Genomic DNA, 18692 nt, shown 5'->3' with positions numbered 1-18692 from the left:
CGTGGATGCTTCTGTAGCGTCGAGCCATGCTCGACTCATTCCATCATCGTGCGAAGAGCAGCCGAGCATGGCTCGGCTCTACAGAAAGCAGATCCCGCGATCAGATCACTCCACGCCATGCGTGGATGCTTCTGTAGCGTCGAGCCATGCTCGACTCATCCCACCATCATGCGAAGAGCAGCCGAGCATGGCTCGGCTCTACAGAAAGCAGATCCCGCGAGCAGATCACTCCGCGCCATGCGTGGATGCAAAGCGCAGTGCCAACCCAGGTTGGCACCTACCAGAGGCGGTGGCCGTAGAACCCGGGGTGTTACGCCCCGGATTCGTCCGGCTTGACCCGGAACCACGCCGCGTACAGGGCCGGCAGGAACACCAGGGTCAGCACCGTGCCGACGATCAGGCCGCCCATGATCGAGATCGCCATCGAGCCGTAGAACGCACTGCGCGACAGCGGAATCATCGCCAGCACCGCTGCCAGCGCGGTCAGCACGATCGGGCGGAAGCGGCGCACCGTGGCGTCGATGATCGAATGCCAACGGTCATGCCCGGCATCGATGTCCTGCTGGATCTGGTCGATCAGGATCACCGAGTTGCGCATGATCATGCCGGCCAGCGCAATCGTGCCCAGCAGTGCCACGAAACCGAATGGCGCGCGGAACAGCAGCAGGAACAACGTCGCACCGATGATGCCCAGCGGCGCGGTCACCAGCACCATCGCCGCGCGCGAGAAGCTGCGCAGCTGCAGCATCAGCAGCGTGGCCACCACCACCAGGAACAGCGGCATGCCGGCCTTGATCGAGTTCTGGCCACGTGCCGAATCCTCCACGGTACCGCCGGTCTCCAGCAGGTAGCCGCTGGGCAGCTCGGCACGGATGCCGTCCAGCGTCGGCAGGATCTGGTGCACCACGTCCAGTGGCTGCATGCCATCGCTGATGTCGGCGCGCACGGTCACCGTCGGCAGGCGGTTGCGGTGCCAGATGATGCCGTCCTCGAAGCCGTACTCCATCGTCGCCACCTGCGACAGCGTGATGCTGCCGCCGTTGGCAGTCGGCATCGACAGGCTCGACAGCAGCTCCAGCTGGTTGCGCTCATCGGCCGGGCCACGCAGCAGCATCTCGATCTGGCGGTTGCCTTCGCGGTACACGCTCACCGACTGCCCGGCCAGCGAACTGGACAGGAACTGGCTGACCTGTGCACTGCTTACGCCCAGCGCGCGGGCACGCTCCTGGTCGATCACCAGCCTCACCACCTTGCTCGGCTCGCTCCAGTCCAGGTTGACGTTCATCACGTGCGGGTTCTCTCGCACCTTGGCCTCGACCTGGCGTGCGATCGCCTGCACCTTCTCGATGTGCTCGCCGGAAATACGCATCTGCACCGGATAACCGACCGGTGGGCCATTTTCCAAACGGGTCACGCGCATCTGCACGTCCGGGAACTTCGGGATCACCTCGTGCAGCAGCCAGTCGCGGGTGCTTTCGCGCGACTTGATGTCCTTGGCCAGCACCACGAACTGGGCGAAGTTGGTCGCCGGAAGCTGCTGGTCCAGCGGCAGGTAGAAGCGCGGCGAACCGGTGCCCACGTAGGACACGTAGTTGGCGATGCCCTCGCGGCTGGACAGCAGTTTCTCCAGCTTCTCGGCCTGCGCCTGGGTCGAACGCAGCGAGGCGCCCTCGGCCAGCTCGATGTCCACCATCAGTTCCGGCCGGGTCGAATCCGGGAAGAACTGCTGCGGCACGAAGCGGAACAGCATCAGCGAACCGATGAACAACGCGATGGTCGCGGCGATCACCCACCAGCGCCGGCGCAGGCAGGTATCCAGGAAGCGGCGGAAGCTACGATAGAACGGGCGCTGGTACGGATCATGGTCATGCCCGTGCTGCGGCGGCGCGATCAGGTTGGCCAGTGCCGGGTAGCGGTCGGCCCACTGCTGGCGCTTGGCGTGCCAGCGCGCAGGCAGGCTGCCCGGCTTCGGCGGCTGCGGATTGAACAGGTCCGGCAGCATCTTGTCGCCCAGGTACGGGATGAACAGCACCGCTGCGATCCACGACACCACCAGCGCGATGGTCACCACCTGGAACAGCGAGCGGGTGTATTCACCGGTGCTCGATGCCGCCGTTGCAATGGGCAGGAAGCCGGCCGCGGTGATCAGGGTACCGGTCAGCATCGGGAACGCGGTCGACTCCCAGGCGAAACTGGCCGCGCGCAGGCGGTCATAGCCCTGCTCCATCTTGGTGGCCATCATTTCCACCGCGATGATCGCATCGTCCACCAGCAGGCCCAGCGCCAGCACCAGCGCGCCCAGCGAGATCTTGTGCAGGCCGATGTCGAAGTAGTGCATGACGAAGAAGGTCATCGCCAGCACCAGCGGAATGGTCACGCCCACCACCAGGCCGGTACGCAGGCCCAGCGAGAAGAAGCTGACCAGCAGTACGATCACCACCGCCTCGGTCAGCACCTGCACGAACTCGCCGACCGACTCTTCCACCGACTGCGGCTGGTCGGACACCTTGCGCAGCTGCATGCCGGCCGGCAGGGTCTTCTGCAGGCGCTCGAACTCGGCATCGAGGTTGGCGCCGAGTTTGAGGATGTCACCGCCATCCTTCATCGCCACCGCCAGGCCGATCGCCTCTTCACCCATGAAGCGCATCTTCGGCGACGCCGGATCGGCAAAGCCGCGCTTGACCTCGGCGATGTCACCCAGGTGCACGGTGCGGTCACCGGCGCGGATCGGGAACTGGCGGATCGCTTCGATGTCGTTGAACTGGCCGGTCACGCGCAGCTGCACGCGGTCGGTGGCGGTCTCGAAGAAGCTGGTACCGCTTACCGCATTCTGGTCGGCCAGCGCCTGCTGCACCTGTTGCATCGACACGCCCAGCGTGGCCAGCCGGGTGTTGGACAACTCGATCCAGACCTTCTCGTCCTGCAGGCCGACCAGGTCGATCTTGCCGACGTCGGGTACGCGCTGCAGTTCCAATTGGATGCGGTCGGCGTAGTCACGCATCACCGCATAGTCGAAGCCCTTGCCGGTCAACGCATAGATGTTGCCGTAGGTGTCGCCGAACTCGTCGTTGAAGAACGGGCCGACGATCTCGCGCGGCAGCGTCGCGCGGATGTCGCCCACGCGCTTGCGCACCTGGTACCACAGGTCCGGAATCTGCTTGGAACGCAGGCTGTCGCGGGCCATGAAGATGACCTGCGATTCGCCCGGGCGCGAATACGAGCGGATGAACTCGTACTCGCCGGTGTTCATCAGCGCCTTCTCGATCGGCTCGGTCACCTGCCGCGAGACCTGCTCGGCGGTGGCGCCCGGCCACAGCGTGCGCACCACCATCGCCTTGAAGGTGAACGGCGGGTCTTCGGACTGGCCCAGATGCTTGTACGACCATGCACCGATCAGGGCGAAGGCGAGCATCGCAAACAGCACCAGCGGGCGATTGGCCAGCGCCCACTCGGAAAGATTGAAGCGGCGCACCGGCTTACTCCTTGGCCTTGGCGGCAGCAGGCGGCGCGGCCGGCTTCAGCACCGGGCGGTTCTGGCGGTCCACCGCGATCACCGGCTGGCCGGCGCGCAGCAGATGGCCGCCGGCGGCGACCACCCAGTCAGCGGCGCCAACGCCGGACAGCACCGGTACCGTTTCGCTGCCATAGGCACCGGTGGTGACCGACGCAGCTTTCAGCGTGCTGTTGGCCGGATCGACCACCCACACGCTGGCGGCACCGTTGGCGCCGCGCTGCAGCGCGCCCAGCGGCAGCTGCAGGGTGCCGTGGCGACCGGCACTGCTGTAGACGCGTGCGCTCTGGCCCAGTTCGACATCGGCCAGCGCATCGGCGGCCAGGCTCACCCGGGTGGCATAGGTGCGTGCCTGCGGATCGGCGGCGGCAGCGATCTCGCGGATCGTCCCCGGCAGGCGCTGGCCCGGGCGGTTCCACAGTTCCACCTCGACCGGCTGGCCGACCGCATAGTCGCGGATGGTGGCTTCGGGCAGGTCGATCAGCACTTCGCGGCCACCATCGGCGGCCAGGTTGAAGATGGTCTGCCCGGCGGACACCACCTGCCCGGCTTCGGCTTCGCGGCTGGCGATCACGCCATCGGCCGGTGCGCGCAGCTGTGCGTAGTCGGCCTGGTTGCGCAGCACATCAAGGTTGGCACGGGCCGCATTGGCCTGGCCCTGCGCAGCCTTGAACGCGGCGGACTGCTGGTCCAGCTGCGAGCGGCTGACCAGCTGCTGGTCGGCCAGCACCTGGTAGCGCTTGAGATCGTCACGGGCACGCACCAGATCGGCTTCCGCCGCCGCCAGCTGGGCCTGCGAGGCACGCGCCTGCAGCGCGAAGTCGGCCACGTCCAGTTCGGCCAGCACGTCGCCCTTCTTCACCCGCTGGCCGGCATCGACATGGCGCTTGACCAGGTTGCCGCCGACGCGGAACGACAGCGGGCTTTCCTGGCGGGCACGCACCGTGCCCGGGAACGCCGCCGGCGCCTGTCCGGCCTGTTCGCCGGGGTGAACCACCAGTACGGGCACGGCCGCCTGCGGCGCCTGTTCCTGTCCCGAACAGGCTGCCAGCGCAGCCACCCACACCATACCGCCCATCCAGCGCACGATCTTCATCGGTCAACGTCCTGAAAACGCAGGGTTGCAACAAGGGGGAGCCGCGACTGCCGGCCCAATTTAATAAACCGGTCGGTATAGTATAAATATCGAACCGCTTGGTCTAGTATTGTTGCGATGAGTTCTTCCACTTCCCGCAAGCCGTCGGCCAAGCCTGCTGCCAAGGCCGCCGGACCCGGGCGCCCCAAGGATCTGGGCAAGCGCGCGGCGATCCTTGAAGCAGCCAAGGTACTGTTCATCGAACAGGGCTATACCGGCGTGAGCATGGACGCCATTGCCGCCCAGGCCGGCGTCTCGAAGTTGACCGTGTACAGCCACTTCGGCGACAAGGAAACCCTGTTTTCCGAGGCCGTGCAGTCCAAGTGCATTGAAATGCTGCCCGATGCCCTGTTCGTGGCCGACGCGGACGGCCCGCTGCGCGACCAGCTGATCGGCATCGGCCTGGCCTTCTTCGAGCTGATCACCTCCGATGCGGCGATCTCGATCCAGCGCATGATGATGGCGCCGGAGACCGACGAACGCCTGCGCGAGCTGTTCTGGCAGGCCGGTCCGGAACGCACCTGCGAGGCCCTGGCCGACTTCCTGCGCGCCCGCGGCGAACGCGGTGAGCTGGCGATCCCCGACTACTACCTGGCCGGCCAGCAGTTCCTGACCCTGGTCAAGGGCGAAGTGCACATGCATATGATGTGCGGCATGCCACTGTCACCGGTGGAGTGCGACCCTCTTGCCCATGTGACCGCCAGCATCGACTTCTTCCTGCGCGCCTATGCGCCGCGGGGGGCCGCGACGGCTGAATAACCAAAACTGAACGAACCGGAGGTCGCGATGACTTCCGGCACTGCGACCCCGGCCACCCGGCAGCTGATGCTCTGGGCGCGCCGCCGGCCTCCGGCACCGGTAAAATGGCCGGCCCACTGCGCTGGATTTGAACCTCATGACGATTGATTACGCCCACGCCCGCGAACTGATGGTGGAACAGCAGATCCGTCCCTGGGACGTGCTGGACATCAAGGTGCTCGACGTCCTGGCCCGCCTGCCGCGCGAGGCCTTTGTCGCCGATGCACACCGGGCGCTGGCCTACGCCGATGTCGAACTTCCGATCGGCCATGGCCAGAAGATGATGAAGCCGGTCATCGAGGGCCGTACCCTGCAGGCACTGGATCTGCAGCCGGGTGACGAAGTGCTGGAAATCGGCACCGGCAGCGGCTTCCTGTCCGCCTGCATCGGCGCGCTGGCGCGCGACGTGCTGAGCCTGGAGATCGACCCGGATCTGGCCGCCGCCGCGCGTTCCCGCCTGGACGCCTCCGGCCTGGGCACCAACGTCCGCGTGGAAGTGGCCGACGCCCTGTCCTGGCAGACCGAACGCCGCTTTGACGTGATCTGTGTCACTGGTGCCGTCGACGTGGTGCCGTCACAGTTCGCCTCGTGGCTGCGTCCGGGTGGTCGCCTGTTCGTGATCCACGGCCGCTCGCCGGCGATGGAGGCCCTGCTGGTCAAGGCCGACGGCAGCACCGAGTCCCTGTTCGAGACCGATATCGATTACCTGCGTGGTGCCGCCCCGGCACCCCAGTTCCACCTCTGAGTCCAAGGAAGCCGCAATGATCCGCCGATCCCTCGCTGTTGCGCTGGCCACTGCTCTGCTGCCGTTGTCCGCCCATGCCGCCGACCTGCTGCAGGTCTACGAAATGGCGCGCAACGGCGATCCGCAGCTGTCCGCAGCCGAATCGACCCGGCTGGTCGACAAGGAAGGCGCCGTGCAGGCGCGCGCCGCCCTGCTGCCGCAGATCAACGGCCAGGCCACGCTGAACCGCACGCGCAGCGAGCCGAACGCCGACATCAACTCCGGCTCGTTCACCAACAAGCGCCGCAATTACACGATCGATGGCAGCCAGACGCTGTTCAACTGGAGCCAGATCAACAACCTGCGTTCGCAGCGTGAGCTGAGCAAGGCGGCGGACTTCACCCTCGAATCGGCCAACGACAGCCTGATCGTGCGCACCTCGGCGGCCTACTTCAACGTGCTGGTGGCGATCGAATCGCTGAATGCCGCACAGACCAATGAAGCGGCCGCGAAGAAGCAGTTCGACTTCGCCGACAAGCGCCTGGAAGTGGGCCTGGCGCCGATCACCGACGTGCACGAAGCCCGCGCCCAGTACGACCAGGCGCGCGCCAACACCATCGTTGCGCAGAACACCCTGGCCGATAACTACCAGGCCCTGACCGAACTGACCGGCCAGCCGGTGGTCAACCTGCGTGGCCTGCCGGCGGACTTCCGCCCGGAAGTGCCGGCCAACCGCGGCAACATCGACGAGCTGGTGCACCAGGCCACCACCCAGAATCCGGCGCTGAAGGCGCAGGAACTGAAGGTCAGCGCCGCCGAAGCCGGCGTGCAGGCCGCGCGTGGTGGCCACTACCCGACCCTGTCGCTGGGTGGCAGCTGGGGCAAGAGCGCGACCTGGGGCGACAGCACCGGCTCCGGCTCGCTGTCCCCCGATGCCCGCACCAACAGCATCGGCCTGACCCTGAACGTGCCGATCTTCGCCGGCGGTGCCACCCAGTCCAACGTTCGCCAGGCGCTGGCCCAGCGTGACATCGCCCAGGATGGCTACGAGCAGCAGAAGCGTGCCCTGGACCGCAACACCCGCAATGCCTACCAGACCCTGGTGCAGGGCATCAGCGAAGTGGAAGCCCGCCGCCTGGCGGTGGTCTCGGCGCAGAGCGCGTACGACGCGTCGCAGGTCGGCCTGGAAGTCGGTACCCGTACCGTGCTGGACGTGATCCAGAACCAGCGCATCCTGTTCTCGGCGCAGCTGGACTATGCCCAGGCTCGTTACACCTTCCTGCAGAACCGCCTGCTGCTGAGCCAGTCGCTGGGTGCGCTGGACGTGGCCGAGCTGCAGGACGTCAACCGCCTGCTGACCCAGGACGCGGGCAACCCGGCAACGACCACGCACTGAGTCGTCAGCCTGCCGGTCACGAAGAAGCCACCCGCGAGGGTGGCTTTTTTGTGGGTCGCGCGTACGGAAGCAAGCATGCATCCAGCGACCCGTCAGCCGGGCCAGACCCGCATCCGTTCGACTGCGGCCAGCAGACACAGTGCGATGGCGACGGGCGCCAGCACCGGCAGGGCGCGTGACCGCGGTACCTTTCCACGCAGCACGGCCAGGCACACGGCCCCCATCACCAACAGGGTTGCCGGGCCAGGCAATACCGGCAGGCTGCCCATTGGCGCCCACAACGCCAGCAATGCCGCCGACAGGACGACGGCAACCGGCACCAGCCTCTCCCGGAATTCCAGGGATTCGTCACCTTCCGTCGGCCACAGCTGTATCGCCAGCCGCGCAGCCAACATCAGCAGCACCAGAACGAGCGCCACCAACCCCGCCACTCCCGCCAGCGGCAGCAAGGGCATCATCCAGTACAGCTCCGGGTGATGCTGCAGGGCCACCGACAAAGGCCGCGTGCTGGCCAAGGACGGAAATTCGACCAGGCCAGCCTGCAACGCGGCCAGTACGATCAGCAGCACCATGGCCAGCAGCACGCACACCAGCAGCCGCGGCGTCCGTGCCCTCGCCTGCCTGCCGATGCCAGGGAATCCCAGCACCAGGCCAACGGTGGCGAACACACCGGACAGCGGCACGCTCGCCGCCAGTACACCGCCGATCCCGAAGCGATAGGGTGCCGTTGCCGGCGGCAGCCATGGAATCCAGTACGCGTAGTGCACATGGCGCGCTGCCAGCACCAGCAACAGCAGGCCGACGCCGATCTTCACCGTCAGCAGCACACCGGCAACCAGCACCACACGGTGTGGCCGCAGCAATCCGACCACTGCAAGCAGCAGCAGGCTGGCAGCAGCCATCAGTTGATCCGGCATCCCGTTGCGGGTCTCGATTCCAGAACCGGCCAGCAGCGCATGCAGATGGCTGGCGATCGACTGCGCCACGCCAGCGGTAGTCAGCACCAGTTCCAGCAGCAGCGCACCACCGAGCAGAACGGCCGGCACGCTTCCCAAACGATCCCGCAACACGCCATACAGGCCGTCGGCAGCGGGCCATTGCTGGTTCTGAACGTGCAGGCAGTACAGCAGCGGCCCCATGCCCAGCGCAGCCAGCAGCAGGCTCAGGACGATGGCCGGGCCGGCCTGGGCTGCGGTGTGCTGGCCGACCAGCGCGACCACGCTGCCTCCCAGCAGCAAGGTCAGTGCCACCACTACAAGGCGATCGCCGTACCCGGGCGCATCAATGCCGTCGGGGCTGCTGTCGCGGTCCATCGCAAGTTCCCTTGATATCCGCCAAGCGCGGTCGACAGCAGACTGACAGCCTGTGCCGGGAGGCGGTATCGGAATATGCGCCCTGCGCACCACGATGTGACGGCAGGCACGTTGGCAACGAACCTCCCGGTCCAGCTACGACAGGTTCCCGGTCGTCAAGCAGAATTGACGCGGTCTTTCACGACAGTCGCGTCGCACGCGCCGGCCCTTCGAACTCAGCGGCAAGGTGGCGGCAGGTGCGGTCCGACCAGCGCCAGCGTACGCTGCAGCGCGCCGCGTCCATTGCTGATCAGCGTGCAGCCTGCCCGCGCCATGTCCTCGCGCGCCTGCGGGTCTTCGAGCAGGTGCTGCAGCAGTTCACCGACCGCCTGCACGTCTTCGCCGATCAGCAGCGCGCCAGCCTCGCGCATGCGCCGGGAAATTTCCGAGAAGTTGTGCAGGTGCGGGCCAGTCACCGCAGCGGTGCCCATCGCCGCCGGCTCCAGCAGGTTGTGGCCACCGATCGGCTGCAGGCTGCCACCGACAAACGCCACCTGCGCGCAGGCATAGAACGGCATCAGCTCGCCGAGGGTATCGATGACGAACACATCGGTTTCAACCTCCGGCCACTGCTTCGCGCGCCGGGTTGCCACGTTCCAACCCTGTTCCCGTGCCAGTGCCTCCACCTTCGGGAAGCGCTCGGGGTGCCGCGGCGCCCACAGCAACAACAGGTCGGGGTGCTGCTGGCGCAGGCGCCGGTGCAGATCGATCACCGCCTGTTCTTCACCATCATGGGTACTGGCGGCGATCCACACCGGCCGCCGCGCCGGCACGCGGGCGTGGAACTGCTCGACGAAGCCCTGCACGTCCGGCGTGGTGATGTCGAACTTCAGGTTGCCCAGCGCCTGTACCTGCTCGGGCGCAGCGCCCAGCTGCACGAAACGGTCGGCATCGTCCTGCGACTGCGCGGCCACGCAGGTGACCGTGCGCAGCGCACGGCGGATCAACGCCGCCAGCAGCCGGTAGCCCCGCAGCGAACGCGCCGACAGGCGCGCGTTGAGAATGTAGACCGGAATGCCACGGTCACGGCAACCGAACAGCATGTTCGGCCACAGCTCGGTTTCCAGGATCAGCGCCAGGCTGGGCTGGAAATGGCCGAGGAAGCGGTTGACGCTGCCGGGCACGTCGTACGGCAGGTAGACGTGGTCCAGTGCATCGCCCCACAGCGCACGCACGCGCTCGGAGCCGGTCGGGGTGATGGTGGTGATGACCCAGCGGATGTCCGGCCGCTCCTTGCGCAGCGCGTTCACCAGCGGCGCAGCGGCATTGACTTCGCCCACCGAGACCGCGTGCAGCCAGACCCGCGGTTGGCCGGTGGGCTGCGGATAGGAGGCATAGCGCTCGTCCCAGCGCCGGAAGTATTCACGGACCCGGAAGCCGCGCCAGACCAGGTGGTACACGGTGATCGGCAGCAGGATGTAGAGCACGACCGAGTACAGGCCGCGCAGGATCCATTCGACAGGGTCTTTACGCATGCGGCAAGGATACGGGAGCCCCCCGGGAAAGACACGCGGCCGCCTTGGTAGAATGGGCCAATGTCCGATGCCACCACCGCCGTCCGCCCGTCGCTGCGCGATCCCCGCAACTGGCCGATGTTCGCCGCCATGCTGGGCGCCTTCGCCATCGCCCGCCTGCCGTGGATGCTGCAGCGTGCGCTGGGCCGGGGCGTCGGCTGGATCACCTGGCGCCTGCTGGGCAGCCGTCGCCGCGCCGCCGAGGTCAACCTGCAGCTGTGCTTCCCCGAGAAGGACGAGGCCTGGCGCCAGCGCCTGGTGCGCGACAGCTTCGATGCCCTGGGCGTGGGCGTGTTCGAGTGCATCCGCGCCTGGTGGGGCAGCATCGACAGCATCCGCCCGCAGGTGCAGATCGAAGGACTGGAACATCTGCGGCAGATGCAGGCGGAAGGTCGTGGCGTGCTGCTGGTGTCCGGCCACTTCATGACCCTGGAAATGTGCGGGCGCCTGCTGTGCGACTACGTTGATCTTTCGGGCATGTACCGCAAGCACAAGAACCCGGTGTATGAGTGGGCGGTGAAGTTCGGCCGCCTGCGCTATGCCAAGGCAATGTTCGCCAATGAGGACATCCGCGCTACCGTGCGCCACCTGAAAAAGGGGGGCTTCCTCTGGTATGCGCCGGACCAGGACATGCGCGGCAAGGACACCGTGTTCGTACCGTTCTTCGGCCATACCGCCTCGACCATCACCGCTACCCACCAGCTGGCGCGGATGACCGGCTGCGCGGTGATCCCGTATTTCCATCGCCGCGAAGGCGGGAAGTACTTCCTGAAGATCGGCGCGCCGCTGGAGAATTTCCCCAGCGAGGACGTGGAAGCGGATACCACGCGGGTCAACCAGGCCATCGAAGAGATGGTGCGCGAGGCGCCCGACCAGTACCTGTGGATCCATCGCCGATTCAAGCGGCAACCGGGTGGCCGGAGCGATTTCTACAAGTAACGCGGAGTCAGCTTGGCTCTATCCACGCCATGCGTGGATGCGCAGTTACTTCAGCGCCGGTGATTCGTCCGCGTCGCGGGCCAGCAGGCTGCCGGCGAACAGCGCGGCCAGCAATACGGTCAGCCCCCCCCAGAAGGCCGAGTAGAACGCCAGATGGGTGTTCAGCGGGAACACGGTCACCGCCAGCGCCAGCATCGCCGGACGCGCGCGTTCGCGGGCAATCGCCGGCGCGTAGCGCCATGCACGCCAGGCCTGGGCCACGGCCGCCAGCCACAGCAACAGGCCAATCACTCCGGTCTCTGCGAGGATTTCCAGCACGATCTGGTGGGCGTGCAGCGCCGGCGCATTGCCCCACACCGCCGGCCCCTCCTCCGCCACGCAGGCGGGATAGGCATCGCGGAAACCACGTGCACCCACGCCATTGATCGGGTGCGCTTCAATCATGCAGGCGGCAGCTTCCCAGATCCGCGCGCGCCCTGACAGGGCCTCGTCGACACCACGCTCGCCCCCATCCAGCGCCATGGCCGTACGCGCGAAGCGCTCGCGCAGCTGCGGCACGCTGGCGGTCAGCGCGCCCGCGCCGAGCACCGCCACCAGCGCCAGCGCGGCCAGCCGTTTCCAGCCGAACTGGCGCACACCGCTGTAGGCCAGCACCAGCGCGAAGGTGATCCACGAGGCGCGCGAACCAGCCAGCAGCAGCACGCTGCCCAGCGCTGCCGCAGCCAGCAGCCAGCCCGCATTGCCAAAGCGCCGCGCGACAGGCAGCAGCAGGAACGGCGACAGGCTGGCCAGCACCTGGCCGAACTTCAGGTTGCACGGTCCCAGTGCGCCGCTGAGGCGGTCGGCCAGCGCGGCCTCATCGGCCGGGCACAATGCGTGGCCACTGACCGCCAGCTTCAGGTGTTCCAGTGACCAGAACCATGGGCTGGTACCGGCCACGGCCTGCACCAGCGCATCCAGCGTCCATGCGCCGGTGATCAGCGCCAGACCTGCGAAGGTCAGCCGCCGCCGCTCTGGCGTGGCCACCGCGATCGCCACCAGCCACATGAAGGGCAGATAGCGCAGGCCCGCTGCAGCTTTGGTCCACGAGGCCGCCGGGTCGATCGCATCGAAGGCGGAAAATGCCTGCGGCAGCCAATAGCCGAGGAACAGGATCGAAGTCAGTGCCCAGGCCGCCGTGCTCAACAGATGCGGGCGGCGCTGCAGGCGGCGCATCACCATGCGCGCCGCCGCGTACAGCGCGCCCAGGCCCAGCACGGTTTCGGCGATGCCCGGCAACGGCCACATCGCCACGTACGCCAGCACCCACCAGGGCGCCCAGCGCCCGGCGCGGTCGTCGCGCACGATGACGGCAGGGTCAGCCGGCGAGGTCGGCATAGAGGCGGAGGGTATCGCGCTGCATGGCCTGCAGGGTAAACGGGATGCGGGTCGGCAAGGACGGAGGCTGGGCCAGCAGGGCCAGCGCACGTTCACCCAATGCGCGCGCATCGCCGAGCGGCACGGCACCTGCGGGTTGCAGCTGCCGAAGCAGTTCACCGACGCCACCATGGTCCCAGCCCAGCACCGGTCGGCCCACCGACAGCGCTTCGACCACGGTGCGGCCGAACGCTTCGGGTTTGTCCGACAGCTGCAGCACCAGGTCGCTGGCCGCGTAAGCCTGGGCGATGCGCGCGGTCGGTGTGCTGATGTGCACGGCCTCGGCCACGCCGAGCGCGGCCGCCTGCCGGCGCAGATCGGCCACGTAGGCTTCACGGCCGGGTTCATCGGTGCCCAGCATCCACACCTGTGCCGGCACACCGGCGGCGCGCACATCGGCCAGCAACTGCAGCGCATGTGCGTGGCCCTTCAGACGGGTACCCCGCCCCGGCAACAGCAGCAACGGGCCGTCCACCTGCGCCAGCCACGGGTAATCGGTTGCCAGCGCCAGCCGCGGCCGGTGGTCGGCGCGCGCCACCCGCGGGAACTGGGCGACGTCGACACCACGCGGAATCACCTGCAGCTTCTCTTCCGGCACGGTCGGGTAGTGCCGCTGCACGTAATCGCGGACGGTGTTGGACACGCAGATCACGCGCTCCCCACTGGTCATCACGGCGCTGTAGCGGCTGGGCGAATTCAGCCCGTGCACGGTGGTCACCCAGTGCGGGCGCTGCGCGGCGGGCATGGCGCGGATCGCGTACAGGCCCAGCCAGGCCGGCAGGCGCGAGCGGGCATGCACGATGTCCGCGCCAACCTCGGCGAACAAGCGGCGCAGGGTCGGCAGGTGGCGCAGGGTCAGCAGCGACTTGCGACCGATGTCGAGGGTAAGGTGCTCGGCACCGCTATCGAGCAGCGGCTGCACCAGGCGGCCACCGGCGGAAACCACCAGCGCGCGATGGCCGGCGGCGACCAGCGCCGCAGCAATTTCCAGGGTCGAGCGCTCGACACCGCCGGAGTGCAGCGCCGGCAGCAACTGCACCACGGTCAATCGGCGCATCGAGGGGGCAGCCGCTTAGTCGGCCAGCACGAACACGGAACCGCAGTACGGGCACTGCGCTTCGCCATTGGGCTCGTCTTCGATCGGCAGGTACACGCGCGGATGCGAGTTCCACAGCGCCATTTCCGGGGTCGGGCAGCTCAGCGGAAGATCGCTGCGGTGCACGGTGTAGCGCTTCTCGGCGTTGGCGGGCGCGGTGGCGGTATGGCTCATGGCGGATGTCGATGAACGGGTTGCGAGGCCTGTGATTCTAGCATCCGGGCCGCCCCGACATTGCGCCACAACAGGTCTTTGGGCGCCGAGGGCAGATTCCGCGTGGCGTTGCATGGCACCTGGGACGGTCTGTCTGCACGGATTCCCCGGTCGCCCGTGCGGGTTTGTGCCGGGATCCTGCCGATCCGCGATATTTTCCGCATTTGGATCGAACTAAATGGCACTTGTCAGGTCGCTGCCGCTGTTGCAGGATCGGGCCCGGGTCGTGAATCGACCCGTCCAATCGACCCGATCGCATGGCCCGCCCCCACCGGACCGGCATCGCCTCTCCCACTGCCATCCCGGCGGGCGGAGCGATGCTGCCCGTGGTGTCCGCCGATGCGGGTTCTGCCCGCCGCCTGCCCTTCCGGGAGACTCCTGCATGACCCTGTCCGATCCACGCCGCGCCCTGCTTCCGCTTGCCCTGGCCCTGGCCTGTGCGACCACTGCGATGCCGGTGCTGGCACAGGGACTGCAGACCTCGTTCGAACCCGGCGAACCTGCACCGGTGCAGGCCGCTGGCGCCCTGCAGGCAACGATCGGCAACGGCCCTGCCGCGCCTTACACCGCCAAGCGCAACGCCGGCTACAGCGGGCTGCATGCCCTTCGCTACAGCAGCGCAGGAGGCAAAGCGCGGCGCGAACTGTTCAAGACCGACCTGCCGATCGAGGCCGATACGACCCTGTCGTGGCTGGTGCTGCCGGAAATCGTTGGCCGGGACACCGTGGCCTCGACCTATGTGTCGCTGGACCTGCGGCTGGACGATGGCAGCCTCGTGTCGGCCGGCCCGGCACGCGACCAGCACGGCGTAGCCCTTGGCGCACGCGCGCAGGGCGAGTCGAAGACGCTGTACCCGCAACAGTGGGCACGCAAGGCGGTGCGACTGGGCGACGTGCCCGCGCTGAAGGGGCGCCGCGTGGCAGCGATCGAGCTGGAGGTGGCCAGCAGCGATGGCGCCCCGGTGTCCGGCTGGATCGACGACGTGCGCTTGGATGCCCAGCCGCGGCAACAGCCGCAGCGCGTCTCCGACTGGGTGCTGACCACGCGTGGCACCCAGGCCAACGGCACCTTCTCGCGCGGCAACAATTTCCCGGCCACGGCGGTGCCGCACGGCTTCAATTTCTGGACTCCGGTGACCGATGCAAGCGCGTTGAACTGGCTGTACCGCTGGAACGAGCAGAACGACGCACAGAACCGCCCGCAGCTGCAGGCGCTCGCGTTGAGCCACCAGCCCAGCCCGTGGATGGGCGACCGCCAGACCTTCCAGGTGATGCCTTCGGCCAACCGTGGCGTGCCGGAGGCTGATCGCCGCAAACGTGCCTTGTCGTTCGACCGCGGCCACGAAAGCGCCCGCCCCTACCGCTACGACGTGCGCTTCGACAACGGCGTCGCGGCATCGATCGCGCCGACCGACCATGCCGCGCTGTTCCGCTTTGATTTCCCCGAGGGCGGCGATGCCAACCTGCTGTTCGACAACGTCGATGCACGTGGCGGCCTGACCCTGGACGCCGCCACGCAGACGCTGTCCGGCTACACCGACACGCGCAGCGGCCTGTCCAACGGTGCCAGCCGCATGTACGTGGTCGCCAGCTTCGACAAACCCTGGCGCAGCAGCGGTCGCCTCGACACCGGCCGCCCGACCGGCTACATCAAGTTCGATGCCGGCAGCGAGCGACGGGTGACCATGCGCATCGCCACTTCGCTGATCTCGGTGGAGCAGGCACGGCACAACCTGGCGCTGGAAATCGCCGCTGCCGACACGCTGGAGAGCGTGGCCGGCCGCGCACAGGATGCGTGGGATGCGCGCCTGGCCCGCTTCGATATCGGCGCGGCCAGCGACGACCAGAAGACCACGCTGTACTCCAGCCTGTACCGGCTGTACCTGTACCCCAACTCCGGCCACGAGAACGTGGGCAGCGCGGCCGCACCCGACTGGCGCTATGCCAACCAGGCCAGCGCCAGCGATGACAACACCGATGGCAGCGCGACCCGCAGCTTTACCGCCGTGCGCGACGGCAAGGTGTTCGTCAACAATGGCTTCTGGGACACCTTCCGCACCACCTGGCCGGCCTATGCGCTGTTCACGCCCGACGATGCCGGGCAGATGGTGCAGGGCTTCATCGAGCAATACCGTGCTGGCGGCTGGATCGCACGCTGGTCGTCGCCAGGCTACGCAGACCTGATGGTCGGCACCAGTTCCGATGTGGCGTTTGCCGATGCGTGGCTGAAAGGCATCGGCGGCTTTGATCCGGCCGAGGCCTACGCCGCCGCAGTGAAGAACGCGACCGTGGTACCGCCGGACCGCCATGTCGGCCGCAAGGGCATGGACCGCTCGACCTTCCGCGGCTACGCCAGTGCCGACGTGCATGAGGGCATGTCGTGGACGATGGAAGGCGCGCTCAACGATTTCGGCATCGCCAACATGGCCGACGCCCTGGCCAAGCGCGCGACCTCGCCCGCCGCACGCGAGCGCTACAGCACCGAGGCCGACTACTTCCGCCACCGCGCCGCCAGCTACGCGACGATGTTCGATCCGGCGGCCGGCTTCTTCCAGGGCCGCACTGCGGATGGCCGCTGGCGCGTGGACGCCAAGCATTACGACCCGCGCGTGTGGGGCCACGACTACACCGAATCCAACGGCTGGACCTTCGCCTTCACCGCCGCCCACGACGGTGAAGGCCTGGCCGCCCTGTACGGTGGCCGCGACAAGCTGGCCGCCAAGCTCGATACCTTCTTCGCTACGCCGGAAACCGCCGACGCCGCGTTCGCCGGCTCCTACGGCGGCACCATCCATGAAATGACCGAAGCGCGCGATGTGCGCATGGGCATGTACGCGCACAGCAACCAGCCGGCGCACCACATCCCGTGGATGTACCTGTACGCCGGGCAGCCGTGGAAGACCCAGCAGCACGTGCGCGAGATCCTGTCGCGGCTGTATGTGGGCAGTGAGATCGGCCAGGGCTATCCCGGTGACGAGGACAACGGCGAGACCTCGGCCTGGTACGTGCTGGCATCGCTGGGCCTGTACCCGCTGCGCATGGGCGCGCCGGAGTACGTGATCGGTTCACCGGCCTTCGAACATGCGCGCGTGGAACTGCAGGGCGGTGCCGTGCTGACCGTGAACGCAGCCAACAACTCGCGTGAGAACGTCTACGTGCAGTCGCTGAAGATCAACGGCAAGCCCTGGACCAGGACCTGGGTGCCGCACGAGCTGATCGCCAAGGGCGCGACCCTGGACTTCGTGATGGGCCCGCAACCGTCGCGCTGGGGCAGTGGTGTGGAAGACGTGCCACGCTCGCTGACCGCGCGAGGCCAGCGCCCGCAACTGCTGCACGATCTGCTCGGCAGTGGCGCGAAGGCGACGCTGGCCGATGGCCGCGCCCTGCCCGCGCTGGTCGACGACGATGCGGCCACCACCGTGGGCCTGGGGGGCGGCGCAACCATCGCGCTGACCGGCCTGGCCGATGGCACGGCAACGATGTACACGCTGACCAGTGGAGACGGCAGCATCCGTGGCGGTGAATGGACGCTGGAGGCGCGCAATGGCACCGGCAGCTGGACCGTGCTCGACCAGCGCAGTGGCGAAGACTTCGAATCTGCCCGCCAGACCCGTCCGTTCCGCATCGCGAAACCCGGTCGCTACAGCGAGTACCGCCTGCGCCTGGCGGCACCAGGGCGACTGCCACTGGCGGAGATCGAACTACTGGCGGCCAGCACCGTACAATGAGCCGCATGCGCTACCGTCTTCTGCCCCTGGCCCTTGTTGCCCTGTCCTTCTCCAGCTTCGGCCAGACCCACGCGTTCGATACGCAGCTGACCCGCGATGGCGTGACGCTGAACTACCAGGACGCCCGTGGCGCCCTGGCGGCGCCGCAGCGCAAGCGGGTGATCGATACGTTCTTCTTCGCCTATCTGCGCGAACGGGCTGATTTCCACCCGGCCGCGCCGTCGATGTTGCGCATCGTGATCGATCCGGCCTACACCGGCATCGCCTTCGTCGGCGACAAGGACCAGGCCGCAACCATCACCATCAATCCCGGCTGGTTGGCGCAGCACCCGAACGATATCGATCTGGTCACCCACGAGGCGATGCACATCGTGCAGGGCTATCCCGGCTACGGCGATGCACGGGTACCGGGCTGGCTGGTGGAAGGCATCGCCGACTACGCGCGCGACCGCTACGGCATGGACAATGCCGCCGCGGGCTGGGCACTGCCCGGCAAGGTCGAGAAGGGTCAGAACTTCGACAGTGGCTACCGGGTGACCGGTGCGTTCCTGAAATGGGCCGAGGCCGAACATCCCGGCCTGGTGCCGGCGCTGGACAAAGCCTTGCGTGATGGCCGCTATACACCTGCGCTGTGGCAGAAGCACACCGGCAAGGCATTGCCGGCACTGTGGACGCAGTATGCCAAGCCGCGTTCGGATGCACCGCCGCCGGTCCCTGCACGCCGCGGCAAGCGGCACTGAGCGGGTTGCCGACTGGGTATCGGGGCGACTGGGTAAAGTCGACTGCCTTTCGTACAACCACCGAAAACCCCGCGCTTCGCGCGATAGTCGACCAACGGTCGACTCTACCTCCCTGCCTTCTGCGTCTCAGC

At 67.5% G+C, this 18692-nt stretch carries 13 protein-coding genes; 6 read left to right on the top strand and 7 right to left on the bottom strand.

The window, feature by feature from the left end; all coding sequences use genetic code 11:
* Positions 1-310: 310 nt before the first annotated feature.
* Positions 311-3472, bottom strand: coding sequence for an efflux RND transporter permease subunit (locus V3B41_RS17535; RefSeq protein ID WP_295549929.1), 3162 nt, complete (start codon positions 3470-3472; stop codon positions 311-313).
* A gap of 4 nt (positions 3473-3476) precedes the next feature.
* On the bottom strand, positions 3477-4607 hold the full coding sequence (locus V3B41_RS17530; RefSeq protein ID WP_049429068.1) for an efflux RND transporter periplasmic adaptor subunit: 1131 nt from the start codon (positions 4605-4607) through the stop codon (positions 3477-3479).
* 117 nt (positions 4608-4724) lie between these two features.
* Here V3B41_RS17530 and V3B41_RS17525 point away from each other — a divergent pair, with 117 nt between their 5' ends.
* From V3B41_RS17525 to V3B41_RS17515, 3 genes are all read left to right on the top strand, one after another.
* The gene (locus tag V3B41_RS17525) at positions 4725-5405 is read left to right on the top strand and encodes a TetR/AcrR family transcriptional regulator (protein WP_049429069.1); all 681 of its coding nucleotides are present in this window, start codon (positions 4725-4727) and stop codon (positions 5403-5405) included.
* A 136-nt stretch (positions 5406-5541) separates the two neighbouring features.
* Positions 5542-6189: a protein-L-isoaspartate O-methyltransferase gene (locus tag V3B41_RS17520; RefSeq protein WP_049429070.1), complete on the top strand. Its 648-nt coding sequence runs from the start codon at positions 5542-5544 to the stop codon at positions 6187-6189.
* A gap of 16 nt (positions 6190-6205) precedes the next feature.
* Positions 6206-7564: a TolC family outer membrane protein gene (locus tag V3B41_RS17515; protein WP_295549933.1), complete on the top strand. Its 1359-nt coding sequence runs from the start codon at positions 6206-6208 to the stop codon at positions 7562-7564.
* A gap of 92 nt (positions 7565-7656) precedes the next feature.
* On the opposite strand, the gene V3B41_RS17510 is transcribed toward V3B41_RS17515, so the two are convergent.
* Positions 7657-8877, bottom strand: a complete 1221-nt coding sequence (locus tag V3B41_RS17510) for an amino acid transporter (protein WP_329861728.1) — start codon at positions 8875-8877, stop codon at positions 7657-7659.
* A gap of 215 nt (positions 8878-9092) precedes the next feature.
* Positions 9093-10391, bottom strand: a complete 1299-nt coding sequence (gene waaA / locus V3B41_RS17505; protein ID WP_049429073.1) for a lipid IV(A) 3-deoxy-D-manno-octulosonic acid transferase — start codon at positions 10389-10391, stop codon at positions 9093-9095.
* A gap of 60 nt (positions 10392-10451) precedes the next feature.
* Between waaA and V3B41_RS17500 the strand changes: the two genes are divergently transcribed.
* Positions 10452-11369 carry an LpxL/LpxP family Kdo(2)-lipid IV(A) lauroyl/palmitoleoyl acyltransferase gene (locus V3B41_RS17500; protein WP_049429074.1) on the top strand — a complete coding sequence of 306 codons (918 nt, stop codon included), beginning with the start codon at positions 10452-10454 and terminating at the stop codon, positions 11367-11369.
* Positions 11370-11414: 45 nt separating this feature from the next.
* Here V3B41_RS17500 and V3B41_RS17495 read toward each other — a convergent pair whose 3' ends face one another.
* The 3 genes from V3B41_RS17495 to V3B41_RS17485 are packed head-to-tail and all read right to left on the bottom strand — an operon-like array spanning position 11415 to position 14055.
* Positions 11415-12746, bottom strand: coding sequence for an O-antigen ligase family protein (locus V3B41_RS17495; protein WP_295549940.1), 1332 nt, complete (start codon positions 12744-12746; stop codon positions 11415-11417).
* On the bottom strand, positions 12727-13842 hold the full coding sequence (locus V3B41_RS17490) for a glycosyltransferase (RefSeq protein ID WP_329861727.1): 1116 nt from the start codon (positions 13840-13842) through the stop codon (positions 12727-12729). The genes V3B41_RS17495 and V3B41_RS17490 overlap by 20 nt, the downstream gene beginning before the upstream one ends.
* Positions 13843-13857: 15 nt before the next feature.
* Positions 13858-14055 (bottom strand): zinc-finger domain-containing protein, encoded by a 198-nt coding sequence (locus V3B41_RS17485; protein ID WP_005410967.1) that lies wholly within the window; start codon positions 14053-14055, stop codon positions 13858-13860.
* Positions 14056-14476: 421 nt separating this feature from the next.
* Here V3B41_RS17485 and V3B41_RS17480 point away from each other — a divergent pair, with 421 nt between their 5' ends.
* Complete coding sequence (locus V3B41_RS17480; protein ID WP_329861726.1) at positions 14477-17821, top strand: GH92 family glycosyl hydrolase; 3345 nt, start codon at positions 14477-14479, stop codon at positions 17819-17821.
* Positions 17818-18561 carry a basic secretory protein-like protein gene (locus V3B41_RS17475; RefSeq protein ID WP_049429078.1) on the top strand — a complete coding sequence of 248 codons (744 nt, stop codon included), beginning with the start codon at positions 17818-17820 and terminating at the stop codon, positions 18559-18561. Before V3B41_RS17480 ends, V3B41_RS17475 begins: the two co-directional genes overlap by 4 nt.
* Positions 18562-18692 lie beyond the last annotated feature (131 nt).

The organism is Stenotrophomonas sp. SMYL89 (assembly GCF_036319985.1).
GTDB classification, from domain to species: Bacteria; Pseudomonadota; Gammaproteobacteria; order Xanthomonadales; family Xanthomonadaceae; genus Stenotrophomonas; species Stenotrophomonas maltophilia_Q.
This window is presented reverse-complemented; position numbering and strand designations above follow the sequence as displayed.

Bases quoted from the DNA above. Each gene is read 5' to 3' on its own strand.
- V3B41_RS17520 (WP_049429070.1), top strand. From the start codon at position 5,542: ATGACGATTGATTACGCCCACGCCCGCGAACTGATGGTGGAACAGCAG.
- V3B41_RS17530 (WP_049429068.1), bottom strand. From the start codon at position 4,607: ATGAAGATCGTGCGCTGGATGGGCGGTATGGTGTGGGTGGCTGCGCTG.
- V3B41_RS17495 (WP_295549940.1), bottom strand. From the start codon at position 12,746: ATGCCGACCTCGCCGGCTGACCCTGCCGTCATCGTGCGCGACGACCGC.
- V3B41_RS17480 (WP_329861726.1), top strand. From the start codon at position 14,477: ATGACCCTGTCCGATCCACGCCGCGCCCTGCTTCCGCTTGCCCTGGCC.
- V3B41_RS17485 (WP_005410967.1), bottom strand. From the start codon at position 14,055: ATGAGCCATACCGCCACCGCGCCCGCCAACGCCGAGAAGCGCTACACC.
- V3B41_RS17525 (WP_049429069.1), top strand. From the start codon at position 4,725: ATGAGTTCTTCCACTTCCCGCAAGCCGTCGGCCAAGCCTGCTGCCAAG.
- V3B41_RS17515 (WP_295549933.1), top strand. From the start codon at position 6,206: ATGATCCGCCGATCCCTCGCTGTTGCGCTGGCCACTGCTCTGCTGCCG.
- V3B41_RS17500 (WP_049429074.1), top strand. From the start codon at position 10,452: ATGTCCGATGCCACCACCGCCGTCCGCCCGTCGCTGCGCGATCCCCGC.
- waaA (WP_049429073.1), bottom strand. From the start codon at position 10,391: ATGCGTAAAGACCCTGTCGAATGGATCCTGCGCGGCCTGTACTCGGTC.
- V3B41_RS17490 (WP_329861727.1), bottom strand. From the start codon at position 13,842: ATGCGCCGATTGACCGTGGTGCAGTTGCTGCCGGCGCTGCACTCCGGC.
- V3B41_RS17475 (WP_049429078.1), top strand. From the start codon at position 17,818: ATGAGCCGCATGCGCTACCGTCTTCTGCCCCTGGCCCTTGTTGCCCTG.
- V3B41_RS17510 (WP_329861728.1), bottom strand. From the start codon at position 8,877: ATGGACCGCGACAGCAGCCCCGACGGCATTGATGCGCCCGGGTACGGC.